The 20751-nt window shown below is 74.6% G+C and carries 8 protein-coding genes; all 8 read left to right on the top strand.

The window, feature by feature from the left end; all coding sequences use genetic code 11:
* Window positions 1–131: 131 nt before the first annotated feature.
* Window positions 132–1040: a TauD/TfdA family dioxygenase gene (locus AB0K09_RS12150; RefSeq protein WP_366065237.1), complete on the top strand. Its 909-nt coding sequence runs from the start codon at window positions 132–134 to the stop codon at window positions 1038–1040.
* Between the two features lie 77 nt (window positions 1041–1117).
* Window positions 1118–1333 (top strand): MbtH family NRPS accessory protein, encoded by a 216-nt coding sequence (locus AB0K09_RS12145; protein WP_366065236.1) that lies wholly within the window; start codon window positions 1118–1120, stop codon window positions 1331–1333.
* 62 nt (window positions 1334–1395) lie between these two features.
* Window positions 1396–6426 carry an amino acid adenylation domain-containing protein gene (locus AB0K09_RS12140; protein ID WP_366065235.1) on the top strand — a complete coding sequence of 1677 codons (5031 nt, stop codon included), beginning with the start codon at window positions 1396–1398 and terminating at the stop codon, window positions 6424–6426.
* Window positions 6423–17123, top strand: a complete 10701-nt coding sequence (locus AB0K09_RS12135) for an amino acid adenylation domain-containing protein (RefSeq protein WP_366065234.1) — start codon at window positions 6423–6425, stop codon at window positions 17121–17123. Before AB0K09_RS12140 ends, AB0K09_RS12135 begins: the two co-directional genes overlap by 4 nt.
* Window positions 17124–17280: 157 nt before the next feature.
* Window positions 17281–18276 (top strand): TauD/TfdA family dioxygenase, encoded by a 996-nt coding sequence (locus AB0K09_RS12130; protein WP_366065233.1) that lies wholly within the window; start codon window positions 17281–17283, stop codon window positions 18274–18276.
* Window positions 18273–19031: an alpha/beta fold hydrolase gene (locus AB0K09_RS12125; protein WP_366065232.1), complete on the top strand. Its 759-nt coding sequence runs from the start codon at window positions 18273–18275 to the stop codon at window positions 19029–19031. Before AB0K09_RS12130 ends, AB0K09_RS12125 begins: the two co-directional genes overlap by 4 nt.
* A gap of 51 nt (window positions 19032–19082) precedes the next feature.
* Window positions 19083–19337: an MbtH family protein gene (locus tag AB0K09_RS12120; protein WP_366065231.1), complete on the top strand. Its 255-nt coding sequence runs from the start codon at window positions 19083–19085 to the stop codon at window positions 19335–19337.
* Window positions 19330–20751 (top strand): condensation domain-containing protein (locus tag AB0K09_RS12115; RefSeq protein ID WP_366065229.1); only part of this gene is annotated, 1422 nt, incomplete at its 3' end. The genes AB0K09_RS12120 and AB0K09_RS12115, both read left to right, overlap by 8 nt.

Raw genomic sequence — 20751 nt, 5'->3', positions numbered from 1 at the left:
CGTCCGTGCGATCGAGAGCGATCGTGTCGAGCCGGGCGACCTCGTGGCCCTGTTCGGCATGGGCAGCGGACTCAGCGCCGGACTGGCCCTGCTCCCCCGAGACGGCCGGCGCCGACTGGACGCCCGCCGAGATCACCCCGGCCTCCGCCGGGACCGAGGCGAGCGCACGGGGCCTGGCCGCGTACCTGGAGTCCCTGCCCGACCTGGGGGCACTCCTCACCCGTGAGAAGGCCCTGGTCCTCCGGGGCTTCGGCGTCCCATCCGCCGAGCTGGACCGGGTGATGGACCTGCTGCTGCCGAACCGGCTCGCCTATGTGCACGGCAACTCCCCCCGCACCAAGGTCGGTTCCAACGTCTACACCTCGACCGAGTACCCGGCCGAATACGCCATCTCGATGCACAACGAGATGAGCTACGCCCACCAGTGGCCGGCCCGGCTGCTGTTCTTCTGCGAGACCGCCCCCCACACCGGCGGCGCCACCCCCGTCATCGACGGCACCCGCTGGCTGGCCTGCCTGGACCCCGAGGTCCGCGAGGCGTTCCGGGGCGGCGTGCGCTACTCGCAGAACCTGCACGGCGGCATGGGCCTCGGCAAGAGCTGGCAGTCCACCTTCGAGACCGAGGACCGCGAGCGGGTCGAGGAGTTCCTGAGCGCGTCGGGCGCCACCTGGCAGTGGCTGCCGGACGGCGGGCTGCGCGTCTCCCAGGTGCGCCCCGCGATCATCGAGCACCCGGTCACCGGCGCCGAGGTCTGGTTCAACCAGGCCGACCAGTGGCACCCCGCCGCCCTCGGCGACGACACGGCCGCGGCCCTGGCCGCGATCATGCCGGCCGAGGAGCTGCCGCAGTCCGTCACCTTCGCGGACGGCTCCCCGATCCCCGACGCGTACGCCGTCCAGGTGCGGGACCGGGGCCTCGCGAACGCCGTGGACGTCGACTGGGCCGCCGGCGACCTGCTGCTCATCGACAACGTGCTGGTGGGGCACGGCCGTAGGCCGTTCACCGGGCCGCGGCGCGTCCTCGTCGCGATGTCGGACTGACACCTCCGGCAGGTCCCCCCCGGCCGGCACCGCCGACCCGACTCATCCGACCGACACAACCAACCCAGGAGATCCCCATGTCCGCTGTTCAGAACGGTGCTCCCGCCTACCGCGTCGTGCTCAACCACGAGGAGCAGTACTCGGTCTGGTGGGCCGACCGCGATCTGCCCGCCGGCTGGCGGGCCGAGGGCACCGAGGGCACCCGCGAGGAGTGCCTGGCCCGCATCGGTGAGGTGTGGACGGACATGCGTCCGCTGAGCCTGCGCCGCCGCATGGACGCCGTCGCGGGCTGACCCGCCGGAACACACCCCCCACGTCGCACCGCAGCCGACCATCTACGAGGAGCACCAGCCACATGATTCCCGAGTCGCGAACGGGCGCCTCTACCGACGAGCCCCACCTGGCCCACGAACTCGTCGCGCGCCGCGCGGCGGCGACTCCGGACGCCGTCGCCGTCGTGGCCGGCGGGCGGGAGATCAGCTACGCCGAGCTGGACGCGCGCGCCAACCGGCTGGCCCACCACCTGCGCGGCCTGGGCGTCGGCCCCGGGGCGGTCGTCGGCGTCTGCCTGCCCCGCACCCCCGAACTGGTCGGCACCCTGCTGGCCGTGTGGCGGGCGGGCGCCGGCTATCTGCCGCTCGACCCGGCGCAGCCCCGGGCGCGCTCCTCGTGGATGCTGCGGTCGTCCGGCGCGGCCCTCGTCGTCACCGACGGCGAGTCGGCCGCGGTGGCCGAGGGCTCGGGCGCCACGGCGCTCATCCTGCCCGAGCTCGCGGACCGGCTGGCCGGCGAGCCCGCGACCGCCCCGGAGTGCGGTGCGACCCCGCAGGACATCGCCTACGTCATCTACACCTCCGGCTCCACCGGCACCCCCAAGGGCGTGGTGATCAGCCACGAGGGCATCGGCAACCGCATCGCCTGGGCCACCGGTACCCACGGGCTGGGCCCCGCGGACCGGCTGCTGCACAAGACCGCGGTGACCTTCGACGCCCACGTCTGGGAGGTCTTCGCCCCGCTCGTCAGCGGCGGAGCCGTCGTCCTGGCCCCGGCCGGTGCCGAGCGCGACGCCGCCGCGATGCTGCGCGCGGTCGCCGAGCACCGGGTCACCGTCCTCCAGGTGGTGCCCTCCGTGCTGCGGGTGCTGGCCGAGGAGGACGGCTGGCGCGACTGCGACCGGCTGCGGCTGCTCTTCTCCGCCGGCGAGCCCCTGCACGCCGAGCTCGCGCAGCGCGTCCTCGCCAGGGCCGCCGCGCCCGGTCGCGCGCCGCTGGAGATCTGGAACACCTACGGCCCCACCGAGTGCTCGATCGACGTCACGGCGCACCGCTTCGACCCCGCGCAGGCCACCGGCCCGGTGCCCATCGGCCGCCCGATCAGCGGCATGCGCGCCCTCGTCGTCGACGCCGCCGGGAACCCGGTCGCCGTCGGCGCGCCCGGTGAGCTCTGCGCCGGCGGCGTCGGCGTCGCCCGCGGCTACCTCGGCAGCCCGGAGCAGACCGCCGACCGTTTCGTCCCCGACCCGTTCGCCAAGGACGGCTCCCGCCTGTACCGCACGGGCGACAAGGTGCGCTGGCGCCAGGACGGCGTCCTGGAGTACCTGGGCCGTATCGACCACCAGGTGAAGATCAACGGCGTCCGGATCGAGCCCGGCGAGATCGAGAGCGCCCTCGCCGCGCACCCCCGCGTCAGCGGCGCGGTCGTCACCCCCTTCACCGCCCCCGACGGCGGCAAGCGCCTCGCCGGCTACGTCACCCTGGCCGCCGGCTCGGACGAGGTCGTCGACGGGCTGCGCTCCTTCCTCCAGGAGCGGCTGCCGGACACCCACATCCCCGCCGCCTTCATCCGCCTGGACGCCTTCCCGCTGACCGTCAACGGCAAGGTCGACCGCGCCGCCCTGCCGGCCCCCGACCCCGGCGCCGGCGCGCCGGCCCGCCGGGCGCCGCGCACCGCCACCGAGAAGCTGGTCGCCGACGCCTGGCGCGAGCTGCTCAAGGTGGACGAAGTCGGCCTGGACGACGACTTCTTCCGGCTCGGCGGCACCTCGCTCCAGCTCACCCGCCTCGCCTACCAGCTGCGGAACGCCTCCGGCCGGCAGATCCAGCTGCGCGGCCTGTTCACCGCGACCACCGTCGAGGCCCAGGCCCGTCTGCTCGCGCCGGAGGAGACCGCCGAGACCTCCCGGGCGCAGGCGCCCATCGGGCGCGTCCCGCGCGACGGCCGGCCGCTGCCGCTCTCCTTCGGCCAGCGCCGCCTGTGGTTCCTGGACCGGCTCAACCCGGGCAGCGCCGAATGGGTGGCCGGCATGTTCCTCAAGGTCCCCGAGGGGACCAGCACCGTCCACGTCCAGCGCGTCCTCAACACCCTCGTCGAGCGGCACGAGGCCCTGCGCACCCGCTACGCCGTCGTCGACGGCGAGTCCGTGCAGTTCGTCGCCGAGCCGCACCCGGTCGCCCTGCGCCAGGTGCACGTCGACCGGGCCGGTTTCGCGGCCGTCCTCAAGGAGGAGTTCGGGTACGGCTTCGACCTGGACAACGGACCGCTGCTGCGCGCCACGTTCGCCCGGATCACCGGCGGCGACCAGATCGTCGTCGTCGCGATGCACCACATCACCACCGACGGCTGGTCCTCCACCGTGCTGGAGCGCGAGTTCCACGCGCTGCTCGACGCCTGCCGCGACGACCGGCCCGGCGCGGGCCTCGACCGGCCGGCGCTCGACTACGCCGACTACGCGGTCTGGCAGCGCGAGCAGCTGACCGAGGAGGTGCTCGCCGCCGAACTCGGCCACTGGCGCGGCGTCCTCGCCGGCAGCACGCCGCTGGAGCTGCCCACGGACCGGCCGCGCGCCGCCGTCCGGGACGGCCGCGGCTCGGTCGTCCACTTCACCGTCCCGGCCCCGGTCGCGACGGCCCTCACCGGCCTCGGCCAGCGGCACGGTGCCACGCCCTTCGCCACGCTGCTGACCGCCTACGCCACCCTGCTCGCCGCGCACGGCGGCCGGTGGGACGTGCCGGTGGGCACCCCGGTCGCCGGGCGCGACCGCTCCGAGACCGAGAACATGGTCGGCTTCTTCCTCAACAGCCTGGTGCTGCGCTGCTCGCTGGACGGCTCGCTGTCCTTCGCCGAGGCGCTGGACCGGGTCACGGAGACGACCCGGCAGGCCTTCGCCCACCAGTCGCTGCCCTTCGAGCGGCTGGTCGAGGAGCTCGCGCCGGAGCGCGACCTGTCCCGCACCCCCCTGTACCAGGCGGCGTTCGACCTGCACGACGAGTCGTTCAACGGCGCCGTCGAGCAGCCGGACGACGTCGAGACGCTGCGGGAGATGTGGAGCCTGGCCCACACCGACCTGACGCTCTACATGCGCCGCCACGACGACGGCACCCTCTTCGGCAGCCTGGAGTACGCCACCGCGCTCTTCGACGCCGCCACCGTCGAGGCCCTCGCCGGCCGTTTCCAGCGCCTGCTGGCCGCCGTCGCCGAGAACCCCGCGGCCCGCCTGGAGGAGCTGGACCTGCTGTCGGCGGACGACCGCCGGCTGCTGGCCGAGACCTCCGTCGCCCCGGGCGAGGAGGTGACCGCCGCCGTGCACGAGATCATCGCCGGCCGGGCCGCGGCCGGCCCGGACGCCGTCGCGGTGGCCGAGGACGGCACGGAGACGACGTACGCCGCGCTGGAGGCCCGCGCCAACCGGCTCGCCCACCACCTGCGCGCCCTCGGCGTCGGCCCGGAGACCCCCGTCGGCGTGCTGCTGGACCGCGGCGCGGAGCAGATCGCGACGCTGCTGGCCGTCTGGAAGGCGGGCGGCGCCTACATCCCGATGGACCCGGCCTGGCCGGCCGAGCGGGTCACCGGCATGGCGGCCGACGCCGCGGCGCCGGTCGTCGTCACGCAGTCGGCCTACGCCGGGCGGTTCGCGGGCTACGGCGGTGCGCTCGTCGTGGCCGACGCCGCCGACGCGCGGGCGGTCGCGGCCCGGCCGGCGACCGCCCCGGACGTCCCGGCGGACCTGGACCGGCTCGCCTACGTCATCTACACCTCCGGCTCCACCGGGCGCCCCAAGGGCGTCGCCGTGCCCCACCGCGGCCTGGCCAACCACCTGCGGTGGGCCGTCCGGGAGCTGGTCTCCCGGGGCACGGGCGGCAGCGCCGTCTTCTCCTCCGTCGCCTTCGACCTGGCGGTGCCCAACGTGTGGGCGCCCCTGCTGGCCGGTCAGCGCGTGGTGGTCCTGCCCCAGGAGACGGACCTCACCGAGCTGGGCGCGCGGCTGACCGCCGCCGGCCCGTACAGCTTCCTCAAGCTCACCCCCGGGCACCTGGACATCCTCACCCGGCAGATCACTCCCGAGCAGGCGGCGGCCCTCGCCGGTGTCGTCGTGGTCGCCGGCGAGGCGCTGCCCGGGACGCTCGCCCGGCAGTGGGCGACCTGGCTGGGCGATGGCCGCCTGGTCAACGAGTACGGCCCGACCGAGGCGTCGGTGGGCACCTGCATCTACCCGGTGACGGCCGCCGAACCGGCCGCGGTCGTGCCGATCGGCCGACCGCTGCCCGGCATGGCGATGCACGTGCTGGACGAGCAGCTGCGGCTCGTGGTGCCGGGCGCGATCGGCGAGCTGTACGTCGGCGGCACCGGAGTGGCCCGCGGCTACGCGGACCGCCCGGAGCTGACCGCCGAGCGCTTCGTGCCCGACCCCTTCGCCGGCACGCCGGGCGCCCGCCTCTACCGCACCGGCGACCTGGTCCGCCGACTGCCCTCCGGTGACGTGGAGTTCCTCGGCCGTACCGACCACCAGGTCAAGATCCGTGGCTACCGGGTCGAGCCGGGCGAGGCCCAGGCCGTCCTCGCCGCCCACCCGGGCGTCCGGGAGGCCGTGGTCGTCGCCCGCGGCGAGGCCCCGGACGCCGTCCGGCTCGCCGGCTACTACGTGCCCCGGGCCGGTGCCGCGGCCCCGGCGGCCGCCGAACTCGCCGCGCACTGCGCCGAGTCGCTGCCCGACTACCTGGTCCCGGCCACCTTCACCCCGCTCGACGCGATTCCGCTGAACGCCAACGGCAAGGTCGACCGGGCCGCGCTGCCGGCGCCCGAGGGCCGGGCCCCCGAGGAGGGCGACGAGCCCGAGGGCCTCCTCCAGGAGTGGATCGCCGGCCTCTGGACCGACCTGCTGGGCACCCGCGTCGGCGCGCGCGACAACTTCTTCGAGTCCGGCGGCAACTCCATCCTCGCCATCCGCATGATCGCCGCGATCCAGGCCGAGTTCGACGTCACCCTCCCGGTCCGCGAGGTCTTCGCCCACCCCACCGTCGCCCGTCTCGCCGATGCCGTCGAGTCGAGAATCCGAGCCGAAATCGAGCAGATGTCGGACTCCGAGCTGCTTGAGGAGCAGAGAGCATGAGCATCCAGGAGATCACTCCGGCCGCGCAGCCCCTGACCGCGCCGGCCGGGGCGAAGGACACCGACGCCCTCCGCGCCGAGCTGCTGCGCCGCCGCCTCGCGGGCCGCGGCGGCAAGCCGGCCGGCGCCGCGCAGCAGGGGATCCCGCGGGCCGACCGGACCGCGCCCCTGCCCCTGTCCGCCGGACAGCAGCAGATGTGGTTCCTCAGCCGGCTCGACCCGGACAGCTCCGAGTACCTCGTCCCGATGGCCCTGCGACTGCGCGGCACCCTCGACACCGCCGCGCTGGAGGCCGCCTGGCGGCGGGTGGTCAACCGGCACGAGATCCTGCGCACCCGCTACGGCCTGGACGGCGTCGACCCCGTACAGATCATCGACCCGGCCGGCGAGGGCGGCCCCGCCCCCGTCCTGGACGACCTGACCGGCGACCCCCGGGCGAACCGCGAGCAGCTCGCCGCGGACCTCGTCGAGCGCGAGCTCGCCACGCCCTTCGACCTGGCCGTCGAATGGCCGGTGCGGGCCCGGCTGATCCGGATGGCCGCCGACGACCACATCCTCGTCGTCGTCTTCCACCACATCGCCTGCGACGCCTGGTCCACCCGGATCTTCGCCACCGAGCTCAGCCAGGTCTACACCGCGCTGGTGCGCGGCACCGCCGACGGCCTGGCCCCGCTCTCCCTCCAGTACGCCGACTACGCCGCCTGGCAGCACGGGCGGCTGTCCGGCCCGCTCCTGACGCGGCAGCTGGACCACTGGCGCGAGACGCTGGCCGGCGCGCAGCCCACCGAGCTGCCCACCGACCGGCCGCGCCCCGCCACCCGCGACTCGGCCGGCGCGGACGTGTCCTTCCGCTTCCCCGAGGACCTCTCCGCCCGCGTCCGCGAGCTGGCGACCGCGCACGGCACCACGCCGTTCACCGTCCTGCTCACCGCCTTCCAGGTGCTGCTCTCCCGCTACACCGGCCAGCCGGACGTCTCCGTCGGCACCGTCGTCTCCGGCCGCACCAGGCCCGAGCTCCAGCAGCTCATCGGCTACGGCATCAACACCCTCGTCCTGCGCGCCGCCTGGGCGGACGACCCCGGCTTCGGCGCACTGCTGGACCGCGGCCGGACGACGCTGCTCGACGCGTTCGACCACCAGGAGGTGCCCTTCGCGCGGCTGGCGGACGAGCTGGAGCCCGAGCGGGACATGTCCCGCACCCCCCTGCACCAGGTCGCCTTCACCATGCACGAGGAGCGTCTGGACGCCTTCTCGCTGCCCGGCCTGACCGTCGAGCAGTACCGGCGGCAGGAGCGGATCGCCAAGTACGACCTCACCCTCCAGATCGAGGACGGTGCCGACGGCTCCTTCCGCGGCGCGCTCAACTACGCCACCGCCCTCTTCGACCGCGACACCGTCCAGCGCACGGTCCGCCACCTGCTGCGCCTCCTCGACGCGGCCACCACCAGCCCGGAACTCCCCGTCTCGCGGCTGCCGTTGATGGACGAAGCCGAGTACGCGGTCGTCACCGGCGCCCTCGACGGCCACCGCGCCGGCGCACCCGTGGACCGCTGCGTCCACCAGGCGTTCGAGGAGCGGGCCGCGGCCACCCCGGACGCCCTCGCGGTGACCGCGGGAGACACCTCGCTCACCTACCGGGAGGTCAACGAGCGGGCCAACCGGCTCGCCCACCACCTGCGCGAGAAGGGCGCCGGACCGGAGACCCTGGTCGGCCTCTGCCTGGAACGCGGCATCGAGCTGCTCCCCGCCCTCCTCGGCATCCTCAAGTCCGGCGCGGGCTACCTCCCGCTCGACCCGGCCAACCCCTCCGACCGGCTCGGCTACGTCATCGCCGACGCGGGCGCCCGGATCGTCGTCACCACCTCGGCCACCGCACCGGCGATCGCGGACGTCCACCACGGCGAGACGGTCCTGCTCGACCGCGACGCCGAGCTGATCGCCGCCCGCCCGGCCACCGACCCCGTACCGCTCGCCGGACCCGACTCCACGATCTACGTCATCTACACCTCGGGCTCCACCGGCCGCCCCAAGGGCGTCGTCCTCTCGCACACCAACGTGCTGCGGCTGATGACCACCGCCCACGAGCACTACGCCTTCCAGGCGCGCGACGTGTGGACGATGTTCCACTCCTACGCGTTCGACGTCTCCGTCTTCGAGATGTGGGGCGCCCTGCTGCACGGCGGCCGGCTCGTGGTCGTCCCCCAGGAGATCACCCGCTCCCCCTCGGACTTCCTCGACCTGCTCGTCGCCGAACGCGTCACCGTGCTCTCCCAGACGCCGACCGCCTTCCGCTCCCTCGTGGCCGCGGCCGGCGCCGGCGACCCGCGCGTCGGCGAACTCGCCCTGCGCGCCGTCGTCTTCGCCGGGGAGAAGCTGGAGGTCCCGGAGCTGCGCCCGTGGCTGGACCGGGTCGGCCCCGACGGGCCCGACCTCGTCAACATGTACGGCATCACCGAGACCACCGTGCACACCACCTACTACCGGATCGAGGAGGAGGACTTTGCGCCGCTCTCGGGCAATCGGGTGGGCTATCCGCTCAGCGACCTTTCGGTGTATCTCCTGGACGCCGCGGGCAACCCCGTCCCGATCGGTGTGCCAGGCGAGATCCACGTGGGCGGTCCCGGAGTCGCCCGCGGCTATCTGAACCGGCCCGGGCTGACCGCCGAGCGCTTCGTCCCCAACCCCTTCGCCCAGGACGGCTCGCGCCTCTACCGCAGCGGCGACGCCGCCCGGCGCCGCAGCGACGGCAGCCTGGAGTTCATCGGCCGCATCGACAACCAGGTCAAGATCCGCGGCTACCGCATCGAACTCGGCGAGATCGCCGGCGCCCTGCTGGGCCACCCGGACATCGCCGATGCGGTCGTCCGGGTCCGCGAGGACGGTGGCGAGAAGCAGCTCGTCGGCTATCTCGTCCCCGAGGACGGCCGCACCCCGCAGACCGGCGAACTCCGCGCCCTGCTGCGCACGACGCTGCCCGAGTACATGGTCCCGGCGGCCTTCGTCACCATCGACGCCATCCCGCTGACCGTCAACGGCAAGCTCGACCACCGCGCCCTCCCCGCCCCCGACTTCGCCGCGCTGCGCGGCGACGGCGCCTACACCGCGCCCCGCACCCCGGACGAGGAGCGGATCGCCGCGGTGTGGCGCGAGGTGCTCGGCGTCGAACGCGTCGGCGTCGAGGACTCCTTCTTCGACCTCCGCGGCGACTCCATCCGTGCCATCGCCCTGGTCGGCGCCCTGCGCGAGGCCGGCTACGAGGCGTCCGTGCGCGACGTCTTCGACTACCGCACGGTCGCCCAGCTGTGCGCCGCGGTGACCGGCCGTCCGGCACCGGCCGCCGGCACCGGCACCGTCGAGCCCTTCGCGCTGATCTGCGCCGAGGACCGGGCCGCCCTCCCCGAGGGCGTCACCGACGCCTATCCGCTGTCGCAGATGCAGCTCGGCATGGTCGTCGAGATGCTCGCCGACACCGGCCGCAACCTCTACCACAACGTCTCGACCTTCCGGATCCGCGACGACAGGCCCTTCGACGCCGAGGCGTTCCTGGCCGCCGGCCGCGTCGTGACCGCCCGCCACGAGGTGCTGCGCACCTCCCTGGACCTGACCGGCTACTCGGTGCCGATGCAGCTGGTGCACGCCACCGCCGAGATGCCGCTCGACTGGCAGGACCTCTCCGGCCTCGACGCCGAAGCGGTCGACGCGGAGCTGCGCGCGTTCACCGTCCGCGAGCGCGCCGACGTCTTCGACCTGTCCGTCCCCGGCCTCATGCGCTTCCATGCGCACCTGACCGACGACACCGACGGCTGGTGGATCTCGGTGACCGAGTGCCACCCCATCCTGGAGGGCTGGGGCCACCACTCGCTGCTCATGGAGCTCGTCGAGTGCTACCGGGCGCTGCGGGACGGGCGCGAGCCCGAGCCGTTCGACGCCCCGGCCGTGCGCTTCGCCGACTTCGTCGCCGGCGAACTGCGGGCCCTGGATTCGGAGGAGGACCGCTCCTACTGGCAGGACGTCGTCACCGAGCACGCGCCGCTGCGGCTGCCCGAGGGCTGGGGCGACGACCCGGCGCTGCCCCGGACGACCGTCCAGGCCGCCATTGTCTGGACCGACCTGGAGGAGGGCCTGCGGGCGCTGGCCGCCCGGGCGAAGACCTCGCTCAAGAGCATCATGGTCGCCGCCCACCTCACGGTGATGAGCCGGCTCACCCACGAGCCCGCCTTCCACACCGGACTCGTCTGCGACGCGCGCCCCGAACTCCTCGGCGCCGACCGGGTGCTGGGCATGTATCTCAACACCCTGCCGTTCCCGCACGACCGCTCCGCCCGCACCTGGAACGAGCTGGTCCGGCAGGTCTTCGCCCGCGAGGTCGGCCTGTGGCCGCACCGGCGCTACCCCATGGCCGCCATCCAGCGCGCCTGGGGCGGCTCCCGCCGGCTGCTGGACGTCTACTTCAACTACCAGGACTTCCGGCAGGTCGACGCCGGAGTCGTCGACCACGAGGGCGGCATCGACGACAGCCCCTCGGAGTTCCCGCTCACCGTGTCCTCCCGCGTCGGCCACATCATCGTCACCGCCGACTCCCACCACGTGAACCAGGAGCACGCCGACCGCCTGGTCGCGATGTACCGGACCGTGCTGGAGGCCATGGCCGCCGACCCCGACGGCGACGCCCGCGCCGACCTGCTGGACGACGCGGAGCGCACCCGCCTGCTGCGCGACTGGAACGACACGGCCGTCCGGCGCGCCCCCGAGCCCGTCCACGCCCTCTTCGACGCGCACGCCACGGCCGCCCCCGGGGCGACCGCCCTCGTGCACGACGGCCGGCAGCTGTCCTACGCCTGGCTCAAGGAGCGCTCCGACGCCTACGCCGAGCGGCTGCACGCCCTGGGCACCGGCCGGGAGACCGTCGTCGGGCTGCTGATGGACCGCACCCCCGAGCTGGTCGCCGCGATGCTCGGCATCTGGAAGGCCGGCGGCTCGTACGTCCCGCTCGACCCGTCCTTCCCCGGCGCCCGCGTGGGCCATGTGCTCGCCGACGCGGGCGCGGCCCTGGTCGTCACCGAGGCCGCCCACGCGCCCGTGCTGGACGAGGCGTACGACGGCCCGCGGCTCGTCGCCGACGAGCCCTGGCCGGCCGCGCCCGCCACCGGCGGCCGCCCGGCGCCGTCCGACGCGGACGACCTCGCCTACACGCTCTACACCTCCGGCTCCACCGGCCGCCCCAAGGGCGTCGGCGTAGGCCACCGGGCGCTCACCAACCTCCTGCTCTCCATGGGCGAGGAGCTGGGGTCCACCGCGGCCGACGCCTGGCTCTCCCTGACGTCCGTCTCCTTCGACATCTCCGGCCTCGAACTCTTCCTGCCGCTCGTCACCGGCGGCCGGCTGGTGCTCGCCGACAGCCTGGAGACCAAGGACGGCGCGGCCCTGGCCGAGGTCGTCGCCGCGCACGGCGTCACCCACGTCCAGGCCACCCCCTCCGGCTGGAACCTGCTGCTGCGCTCCGGCTTCGGCAGCGCCGACGTCACCGCGCTGACCGGCGGCGAGGCCCTGCCCGCCGAGCTGGCCCGCGAACTGCGCGGCCGCGTGGCACGGCTGGTCAACGTCTACGGGCCCACGGAGACGACCATCTGGTCGATGCTCTGGGAGGTCCCCGAGGACGCCACGGCCGTCTCCATCGGCCGGCCGATCGCCAACACCACCACCTACGTCCTCGACGGCCTGATGCGCCCGGTGCCCGTCGGCGTCCCCGGCGAGCTGTACATCGGCGGCACCGGCCTGGCCCGGGGCTACCGGGGCATGCCCGGGCGCACCGCGGCGCACTTCGTGCCCGACCCCTTCGGCACCGAGCCCGGCGCCCGGCTGTACCGCACCGGCGACATCGTGCGGATCCGCCCCGACGGCAGCTACCTGTACGGCGGCCGCGCCGACGACCAGGTCAAGATCCGCGGTGTGCGGATCGAGCCCGGCGAGATCGAGGCGGCCCTGACCGGCCTCGACGGTGTGGCCCAGGCGGCCGTCACCGTCCGGGAGGACACCCCGGGCGACAAGCGCCTGGTCGCCTACGTCGTCCCCGCCGGCGGTTCTCCCGCCGAGCCGGGCGAGCTGCGCCGCCGGCTGGCCGCCGTCCTGCCCGAGGCCATGCTGCCCACCTCGTGGGTCGTCCTCGACGCGCTGCCCCTGAACACCGCCGGCAAGGTCGACCGCCGCGCCCTGCCCGCCCCCACCCAGGCCGACCTGGCGGCCGCCGCCTATGTCGCCCCCCGCACCCCGGCCGAGGAGCGCATCGCCGCCGTCTGGGCCCGGGTGCTGGAGGTGGACCGGGCCGGCGTGGAGGACTCCTTCTTCGACCTCGGCGGCGACTCGCTGCGCGCCATCAACCTGGTGGGCACCCTGCGGGACGCCGGGTACGACATCGCGGTGCGCGACATCTTCGAGCACCGCACCGTCGCCGCCCTCACCGCGGCCGTCGCGGACCGGCCCGCGCTGACCGGCGGCATCACCGCCGTCCGGCCGTTCGCGCTCGTGCCGGAGGAGGACCGCGCCGCCCTGCCGGCCGGGCTCGCCGACGCCTACCCGGCCTCGCAGCTCCAGCTGGGCATGCTCGTGGAGATGCTCGCCGACACCGGTGGCAGCAACTACCACCAGGCCGTCTCCATCCGGGTCCGCGACGACCGCCCGTTCGACGCGGACGCCCTGCGCGCCGCCGTCGACGAGGTCACGGCCCGCCACGACGTCCTGCGCACCTCCTTCGACCTGACCGGCTACTCGGTGCCGATGCAGCTCGTGCACGCCCGCGTCGACGTGCCGCTGCGCTTCGTCGATCTGCGCGGCATGGACGAGCGGCGCCAGGCCGCCGAGCTGGAGGACTTCCTCGCCGCCGAGCGCGCCGACCGCTTCGACCCCGCGGCGACCCCGCTGCTGCGCGTCGCGGTGCACCTGGAGAGCGACGCCGCCTGGCGGGTCACCTTCAGCCAGCCGCACGCCATCACCCAGGGCTGGGCCCAGTTCGCGCTGCTGACCGAACTCGTCGAGCACTACCGGACGGTGTGCGACGGCCTGCCGGCCGAGCCGTACCAGGCGCCGCCCGTGCGCTACGCCGACTTCGTCGCCGAGGAGCTGCGCTCCCTCGCCGGCGAGGAGGACCGCGCCTACTGGCGGGACATCACCGCCCGGTACGCGCCGCTGACCCTGCCCGCCCACTGGGGCGAGGAGGGCGAACGCCGCACGCACGTGGTGCCGGTCCGGCTCACCGACCTGGAGCAGCCGCTGCGCGCCTTCGCCTCCCGCAACCGGGTCTCCCTCAAGAGCGTGCTGCTCGCCGCCCACCTGAAGGTGATGAGCGCGCTCACCGAGGAGGAGTCCTTCCACACCGGACTGGTCTGCGACGCGCGCCCCGAGGTGCTGGGCGCCGACCGGGTGCTGGGCATGTACCTCAACACCCTGCCGTTCCCCCACGATCGCACGGCCCGCACCTGGGACGAGCTGGTCCAGCAGGTCTTCGCCCGCGAGACGCTCGGCTGGCCCCACCGGCACTACCCCATGGCGGCCGTCCAGCGGGACGCGAACAGCGCCCGCCGTCAGATCGACGTGCTGTTCAACTACCACGACCTGCGGGTCTTCGACAGCGAGACCATCGACGCGGCGTCGAGCGTCGGACAGACGACGACCGAGTTCGCCCTGAGCGTCGCCACGGGCGGCGAGGGCCTCAACCTCACCGCCGACTCCCGGGCGCTCGGCCGCGCACACACCGAGCGGCTGGCGGCCATGTATCGCTCGGTGCTCGCCGCCATGGCCCACGACCCCGGGGGCGACCCGCGGGAGGCCCACCTCCCCGAGCGCGACCGGCAGTTGCAGACCGAGTGGACCGAGACGCTCCGCGAGCCGGAGACCGTCGCCGCCGAGGAGGAGTTCGCCCGCCGCGCGGCCCTGCACCCCGACCGCACGGCCATCGCCGCCGACGGGGTGGAACTGAGCTACGCGCAGGTCAACGAGGCGGTCAACCGGCTCGCCCACCACCTGCGGGACCTCGGCGTCGGACCGGAGAGCGTGGTCGGCATCTGCGCCGAGCGCTCGCCGGCCACCGTCACGGCCGTGCTGGCCGTCCTCAAGGCGGGCGGCGCCTATCTGCCGCTCGACCCGGACCACCCGGCCGACCGCCTCGCCTACATGGCCGCGGACGCGGGCATCACCGTCCTGCTCACCGAGCAGACGCTGTGGGAGCCGCTGGTGGAGGCCGCGCCCGGGCTGACGGCCGAGATCGTGCTCCTCGACCGCCCCGCGCAGTGGGCCGACCGCCCGGCCACCGACCCGGAGCCGCTCGCCGGGCCGGAGAACCTCGCCTACGTCATCTACACGTCCGGCTCCACGGGCCGCCCCAAGGGCGTCCTGGTCAACCGCCGCGGCATGGGCAACCACCTGCTCGCCAAGACCGAGGACCTGTCGCTCACCGAGGACGACTCGATCGTGCAGAACGCCTCCATGGCGTTCGACATCTCGGTCTGGCAGATGCTCTCCGCCCTTGTCACCGGCGGCCGGGTGCGGGTGGTCGGCGCGGACGCCGCCGTCGACCCCGACGCGCTCTTCGGCCGCACCGCCGAGGAGTCCGTGACGATCCTGGAGGTCGTCCCCTCGCTCCTGCGCGCCGCCCTGGACGCCTGGGACGCGGGCACCATGCAGTACGAACTCCCCGCCCTGCGCCGGCTCGTCGTCACCGGCGAGGCGCTGCCGCCGGACCTGTGCCGCCGCTGGTTCGCGCGCTTCCCGCACGTCCCCATGGTCAACGCCTACGGCCCGACCGAGTGCTCCGACGACGTCACGCACGCGATCATCCGCGCGGGCGACCCGGTCGGTGAGGCGCGGGTGACCATCGGGCGCACGGTCCGCAACACCCGCCTGTACATCCTGGACACGAACATGCAGCCGGTCCCGGTGGGCGTCCCCGGCGAGCTGTACGTGGGCGGCAGCGGTGTCTCCCGCGGCTACGGCGGCCGCCCGGAGCTCACGGCCGAGCGGTTCCTGCCGGACCCCTTCGGCCCCGCCGGCGCCCGGCTGTACCGCACGGGGGACGTGACCGCCTGGAACGAGGACGGCAGCGTCGAGTTCCTCGGCCGCGTCGACCACCAGGTCAAGGTGCGCGGCGTGCGGATCGAGCTCGGCGAGATCGAGGCCGCCCTGACCGCGCTCGACGAGATCGCCGACGCGGCCGTGGCCGTCAAGCACGGCCCCCTGGGCCGCGAGACGCTGGTCGGCTACGTCGTGCCGGCCGGTGGCGGCGAGCCCGACGCCAAGGCGCTGCGCGCCCTGCTGGCCCGTTCACTCCCCGAGGCGATGATCCCGGCCGTCTACCTGGCGCTGGAGGCCCTGCCGCTGACGGCCAACGGCAAGGTCGACCGCAAGGCGCTGCCCGACCCGGACAGCTGGGACGACCGGGACCGCCCGTACGCGGCGCCGGCGACCCCCACCGAGGAGGCGATCGCCGCCGTCTGGTCCGCGGTCCTCGGCGTGGAGCGCGTCGGCCGCGAGGACGGCTTCTTCCGCCTCGGCGGCGACTCGATCCTGGTCATCCAGGTGATCGCCGCGGCCCGCCGCGCGGAGCTGCCGCTGTCGCTGTTCCAGCTGTACCAGCACGAGACGCTCGCCGAGGTCGCGGCGGCCGTGGATGCCGAACTCACCGCCCGGAACCGGCCCGTCATGCCCGCCGCGGCCGCCGCGGCCGCCTCCGGGGTGGACCCGGACGCCATCCGCGCGGCGCTCGACTCCTCCGGCGTGCCCGGCGCGAGCCTCGCGCTGATCGAGGGCGGCGAACTGGTCGCCCTGGAGGCCATCGGAACGCTCGCCGCGGGCTCCGGCGAGCAGGTCACCGACCGGACCGTCTTCCAGGCCGGCTCCTGGGGCAAGCACGTCACCGCCGTGGCCGTCATGCGCCTCGTCGACCAGGGGCTGATCGACCTGGACGCCGACGCCAACGCCTACCTGCGCTCCTGGACCGTGCCCGGCGGCGACGCCGGACCGGTGACCGTCCGCGCCCTGCTCAGCCACCTCGCCGGGCTCGCCGAGACCCCGCGCCGGGGCGTGCGGCGCGGCGAACCGGTGCCGGACCTCCTCGGTCTGCTGCGGGACGGCGCGGTGCGCGAGAGCGCGCCGGGCGAGCGCTTCCACAAGTCCAACGCCCACTACTCCGTTCTGGAGCAGCTGCTGACGGACCTGACCGGCGAGGACTTCGAAGCCCTCGTGCGCCGGCTGGTGTTCGACCCGCTGGGCATGGACGGCAGCAGCTTCGACCAGTCCTTCCCGGAGACCTGCGGGCGTCCGGTCGCGCTCGGCCACGACGCCGGGGGCCGCACCCTCGACGGCGGCTGGCTGGTGCACCCGGAGCGCGCCGCGGCGGGCCTGTGGAGCACCGCCGCCGACATGGCACGGCTGGAGCTGGAGATCCGCCGCAGTGCCCTGGGCCGGCCGCTCGCCCTGCTCTCCCCGGAGAGCGCCGGGCAGCTGCTGACGCCGCACAGCGACAGCTTCTACGGCCTCGGCACGATCGTGGACGCCGGCGGCGCGGACGTGGAGTACGGCCACGGCGGCTCGCCCGGCGGCTACCAGGCGGTGTCCATGTCCTCGCTGCACCGCGGCACCGGCGTGGTGCTGCTGACCAACGGCGAGTTCAGCGCCCGCGTGCTGAAGGCGGTGGGCATCGACCGCTGAGTCCACCCGCCCTTACCCCCGGTAGGGGCGTATGGACGAAATATAGCCCCCGGCCGGACAGTGATCCGGCCGGGGGTTTTCCTTTCCGGCCGGCCGGCGGACACCGCCGCGAACCCGCGAAACGCCCGCGAATCTCCGTCCGAGGAAGGCATATCTGATGAACGCAGCGACCTCCGACGCGCCGCCCGGCACCCGGACCCTGGCGTACGTCCTGGAGCGGGACGCGGCCGGTCCCGGCGTGCTGGAGCTGATCGAGGAGCGGTCCGCGCTCATCCGCGAGAAGCTGGCCGAGCACGGCGCCGTGCTGCTGCGCGGCTTCGACATCGGCGGTGTGGACGGATTCGCCGCCGTCGTCCGGCAGTTGTCCGGTGAACCGCTGGAGTACTCCGAGCGCTCCTCCCCGCGCAGCACCATCAAGGGGAACGTCTACACCTCCACGGACTATCCGCCGGAGGAGGAGATCTTCCTGCACAACGAGAACTCGTACCAGTCCTCCTGGCCGCGGCTGCTGTACTTCCACTGCGCCGCCGAGCCCACCTCGCTCGGCGCCACGCCGCTGGCCGACATCCGCGAGGTCTACCGGCTCATCGACCCCGCCGTGCGCGAGGAGTTCGCCCGCCGCCGGTGGATGGTCGTCCGCAACTTCCACGAGGGCTTCGGCACCGACTGGCGGCAGATCTTCAACACCGACGACCGCGCCGAGGTAGAGGCGCACTGCCGCGCCAAGAACCTCGAGTTCGAGTGGCGCGAGGGCGGCGGCCTGCGCACCCGCGGCATCCGCGACGCCGTCCACCGCCACCCGGACACCGGCGAGGAGGTGTGGTTCAACCACATCACCTTCTTCCACCACACCACGCTGGCCCCCGAGGTCCAGGCCGGCCTGCTGGAGCTGTTCGGCGAGGACGAGCTGCCCAGCAACACGTACTACGGCGACGGCGGCACCATCCCCGCCGACGTGATGGACCACCTGCGCTCCTGCTACCGCGCGGCGTCCACGCGCTTCGACTACCGCTTCGACGACGTGCTCATCGTGGAGAACATGCTGGCCGCGCACGGCCGGGAACCCTTCACCGGGCCCCGGAAGATCGCCGTCGCGATGGCCGAACCGCACGTCCCCGCCCGCACCGGCGGCGCCGCGCAGGCGACGGCATGACGACCGCCGACCGCTCCCGCTGGTTCCGGACCTTCCTGCCGCGCCCCGCGGCGTCCGTACGGCTGTTCTGTTTCCCGCACGCCGGCGGCGCGGCCAGCGCGTTCCGGGACTGGGGGGCCGGGCTGCCGGCCTCGGTCGAGGTCACCGCCGTCCAGTACCCCGGCCGGCAGGACCGCTTCGACGAGGACGCCGCGCCCGACATGGCCACCCTCGCCGGACAGATCACCGAGGCGATCCGCCCGCTGCTCGACCGGCCCGTGGCCTTCTTCGGCCACAGCCTGGGCGGCACGGTGGCCTACGAGGTCGCCCGCGCCCTGCCCGGCGAACTGCGCCCGGCGCTGGTCCGGTTCTTCGCCTCGGCCCGCAAGGCGCCCGCCGCCTGCCGGCCGCTCGGGCCCGAGTACCGGGGCGACGAGGGCCTCCTGCGCTATCTGCGGGCCCTCGGCGGCGCCGGCGCGGCCCTGCTGGCCGACCCCGAGCTGCTGGAGGTGGCCCTGCCCGTGCTGCGCGGCGACTTCCGGCTCGCCGACACCTACCGCCACCGGCCCGGCCCGCCGCTGCTGTGCCCGGTCACCGCGATCACGGGCGCGGACGACGCGTTCAACACGCCGGACCACGCGAAGGAATGGGCCCGCTACACCACCGGCGGCTTCGACCTGAACGTCCTGCCCGGCGGTCACTTCTACACCGAGACCGCCACCGCCGAGCTGCTGGCCCTGCTGGCCGGGCGGCTCGCCCCCGCAGCGGCCCGCTGACCCCCCACCGCACCCCCACCGCACGCCCGTCGTATCCCGAGGAGCTTCCCCATGGCCACCAATCCCTTCGACGACCAGGACGGGACCTTCCTGGTCCTGGTCAACGACGAGGACCAGCACTCCCTCTGGCCGGCGTTCGCCGAGGTTCCCCGGGGCTGGACGGTGGCCCTGGGCGAGGCCACCCGTCAGGACTGCGTGGACTACATCACCGGCCGGTGGACGGACATGCGGCCGCGTGGCCTGCGCGACGCGATGACGGCCGACGCGACGGCCTCCGAGCGCGCCCCGGAGCACGGCCGTGTCTGACAGAACCCCCCACCGCACCCCCCGGCGCCTGCCGCTGTCCGCCGCGCAGACCGGCATCTGGTTCGCCCACGACCTGGACCCCACCGGCCGCCGCTACAGCATCGCCGAGTACAAGGAGATCCACGGCCCCGTCGACCCCGAGCGGATGGCGGCCGCCTGGTACCGGCTCGCCTGCGAGGCCGACGCCCTGCGCATCGCCCGCGTCGAGCGCGACGAGCACGGCCTGTGGCAGATCGTCGACCCGGACCCGGGCAGCCGCGCCCTGGAGCTGATCGACGTCACGGACCGCCCCGACCCCGAGGCCGCCGCCCACTCCTGGATGGCCGCCGACCTGCGCACCCCCGTGGACCTCGCGGCCGGCGCCCTCAACACCTTCGCGCTGTTCAAGCTGGCCGAGGACCGCTTCTTCTACTACCAGCGCTACCACCACATCGTCATCGACGGCCTCGGCGTCGCCCTGCTGGACGCCCGGATCTCCGAGCTGTACGAGCAGTCGGCGGCCGGCGTGAGCTGGGAGCCGGGCCCCTTCGGCCCGCTCGCCGACCTCCTCGCCGAGGACGCCGCCTACCGCGGCTCGCCGGCCGCGGCGGAGGACAGCGCCCACTGGGCCGGGCACCTGGCCGGCGTCCCCGACACGCCGCGCCTGGCCGAGCGCCCGCAGTCCGAGCCCGCCGCCGCGCACGCCGAACCCTTCGTGCGGCGCAGCGTCCTGCTGCCCGCCGCCGACGCCGGCCGGCTGCGCGCCGCCGCGCGCGCCGCGGGCACCCGCTGGTCGATCCTGCTCATCGCCCTGACCGCCGCCTACGTCCACCGGGTCACCGGCCGCGACGAACTCGTCCTCGGCCTGCCGGTGACCGGCCGCACCACGCCGCTGGCCCGCCGCACCCCCGGCATGTGCTCCAACGTGGTGCCCCTGCGCCTGCGCGTGCGCCCGGAGACCCGCCTCGGCGAGCTCGTCCCCGCCGTCGCCGCCGAGGTGCGCTCGGCCCTCCGCCACCAGCTGTCCCGCTACGAGGACCTCTGCCGCGACCTCGGCGCCCACGGCACCGGCCGCCGGATCGCCGCGCCGATGGTCAACATCATGGCCTTCGAGCCCGGACTGCGCTTCGGCGGGCACTTCACCACCCAGCACAACCTCTCCAACGGCCCCGTCGACGACCTGTCCGTCGGCATCTACGACCTCGGCGAGGACCAGGGCCTGCGCATCACCTTCGACGCCGCCCCCGAGACCTGCGACCCCGAGGCCGCCGCCGCCCACCAGGACCGCTTCCTGCGCTTCGTCACCGAGGCGCTGGACCGTCCGGAGCTGCCCGTCGGCTGGCGGTGGGCCCGGGGGGTATGTCCGGCCGTGTGTCCCCCGGCGTCGCGTGTCCGGTGCGTCCGCTCCCCCGGCGGGTCCGTCAGCGCGCGGGCG

The organism is Streptomyces sp. NPDC049577 (assembly GCF_040675635.1).
Taxonomy (GTDB): domain Bacteria; phylum Actinomycetota; class Actinomycetes; order Streptomycetales; family Streptomycetaceae; genus Streptomyces.
The sequence above is the reverse complement of the archived record's forward strand: the minus strand, read 5'-3'. Positions and strand labels throughout refer to the sequence as shown.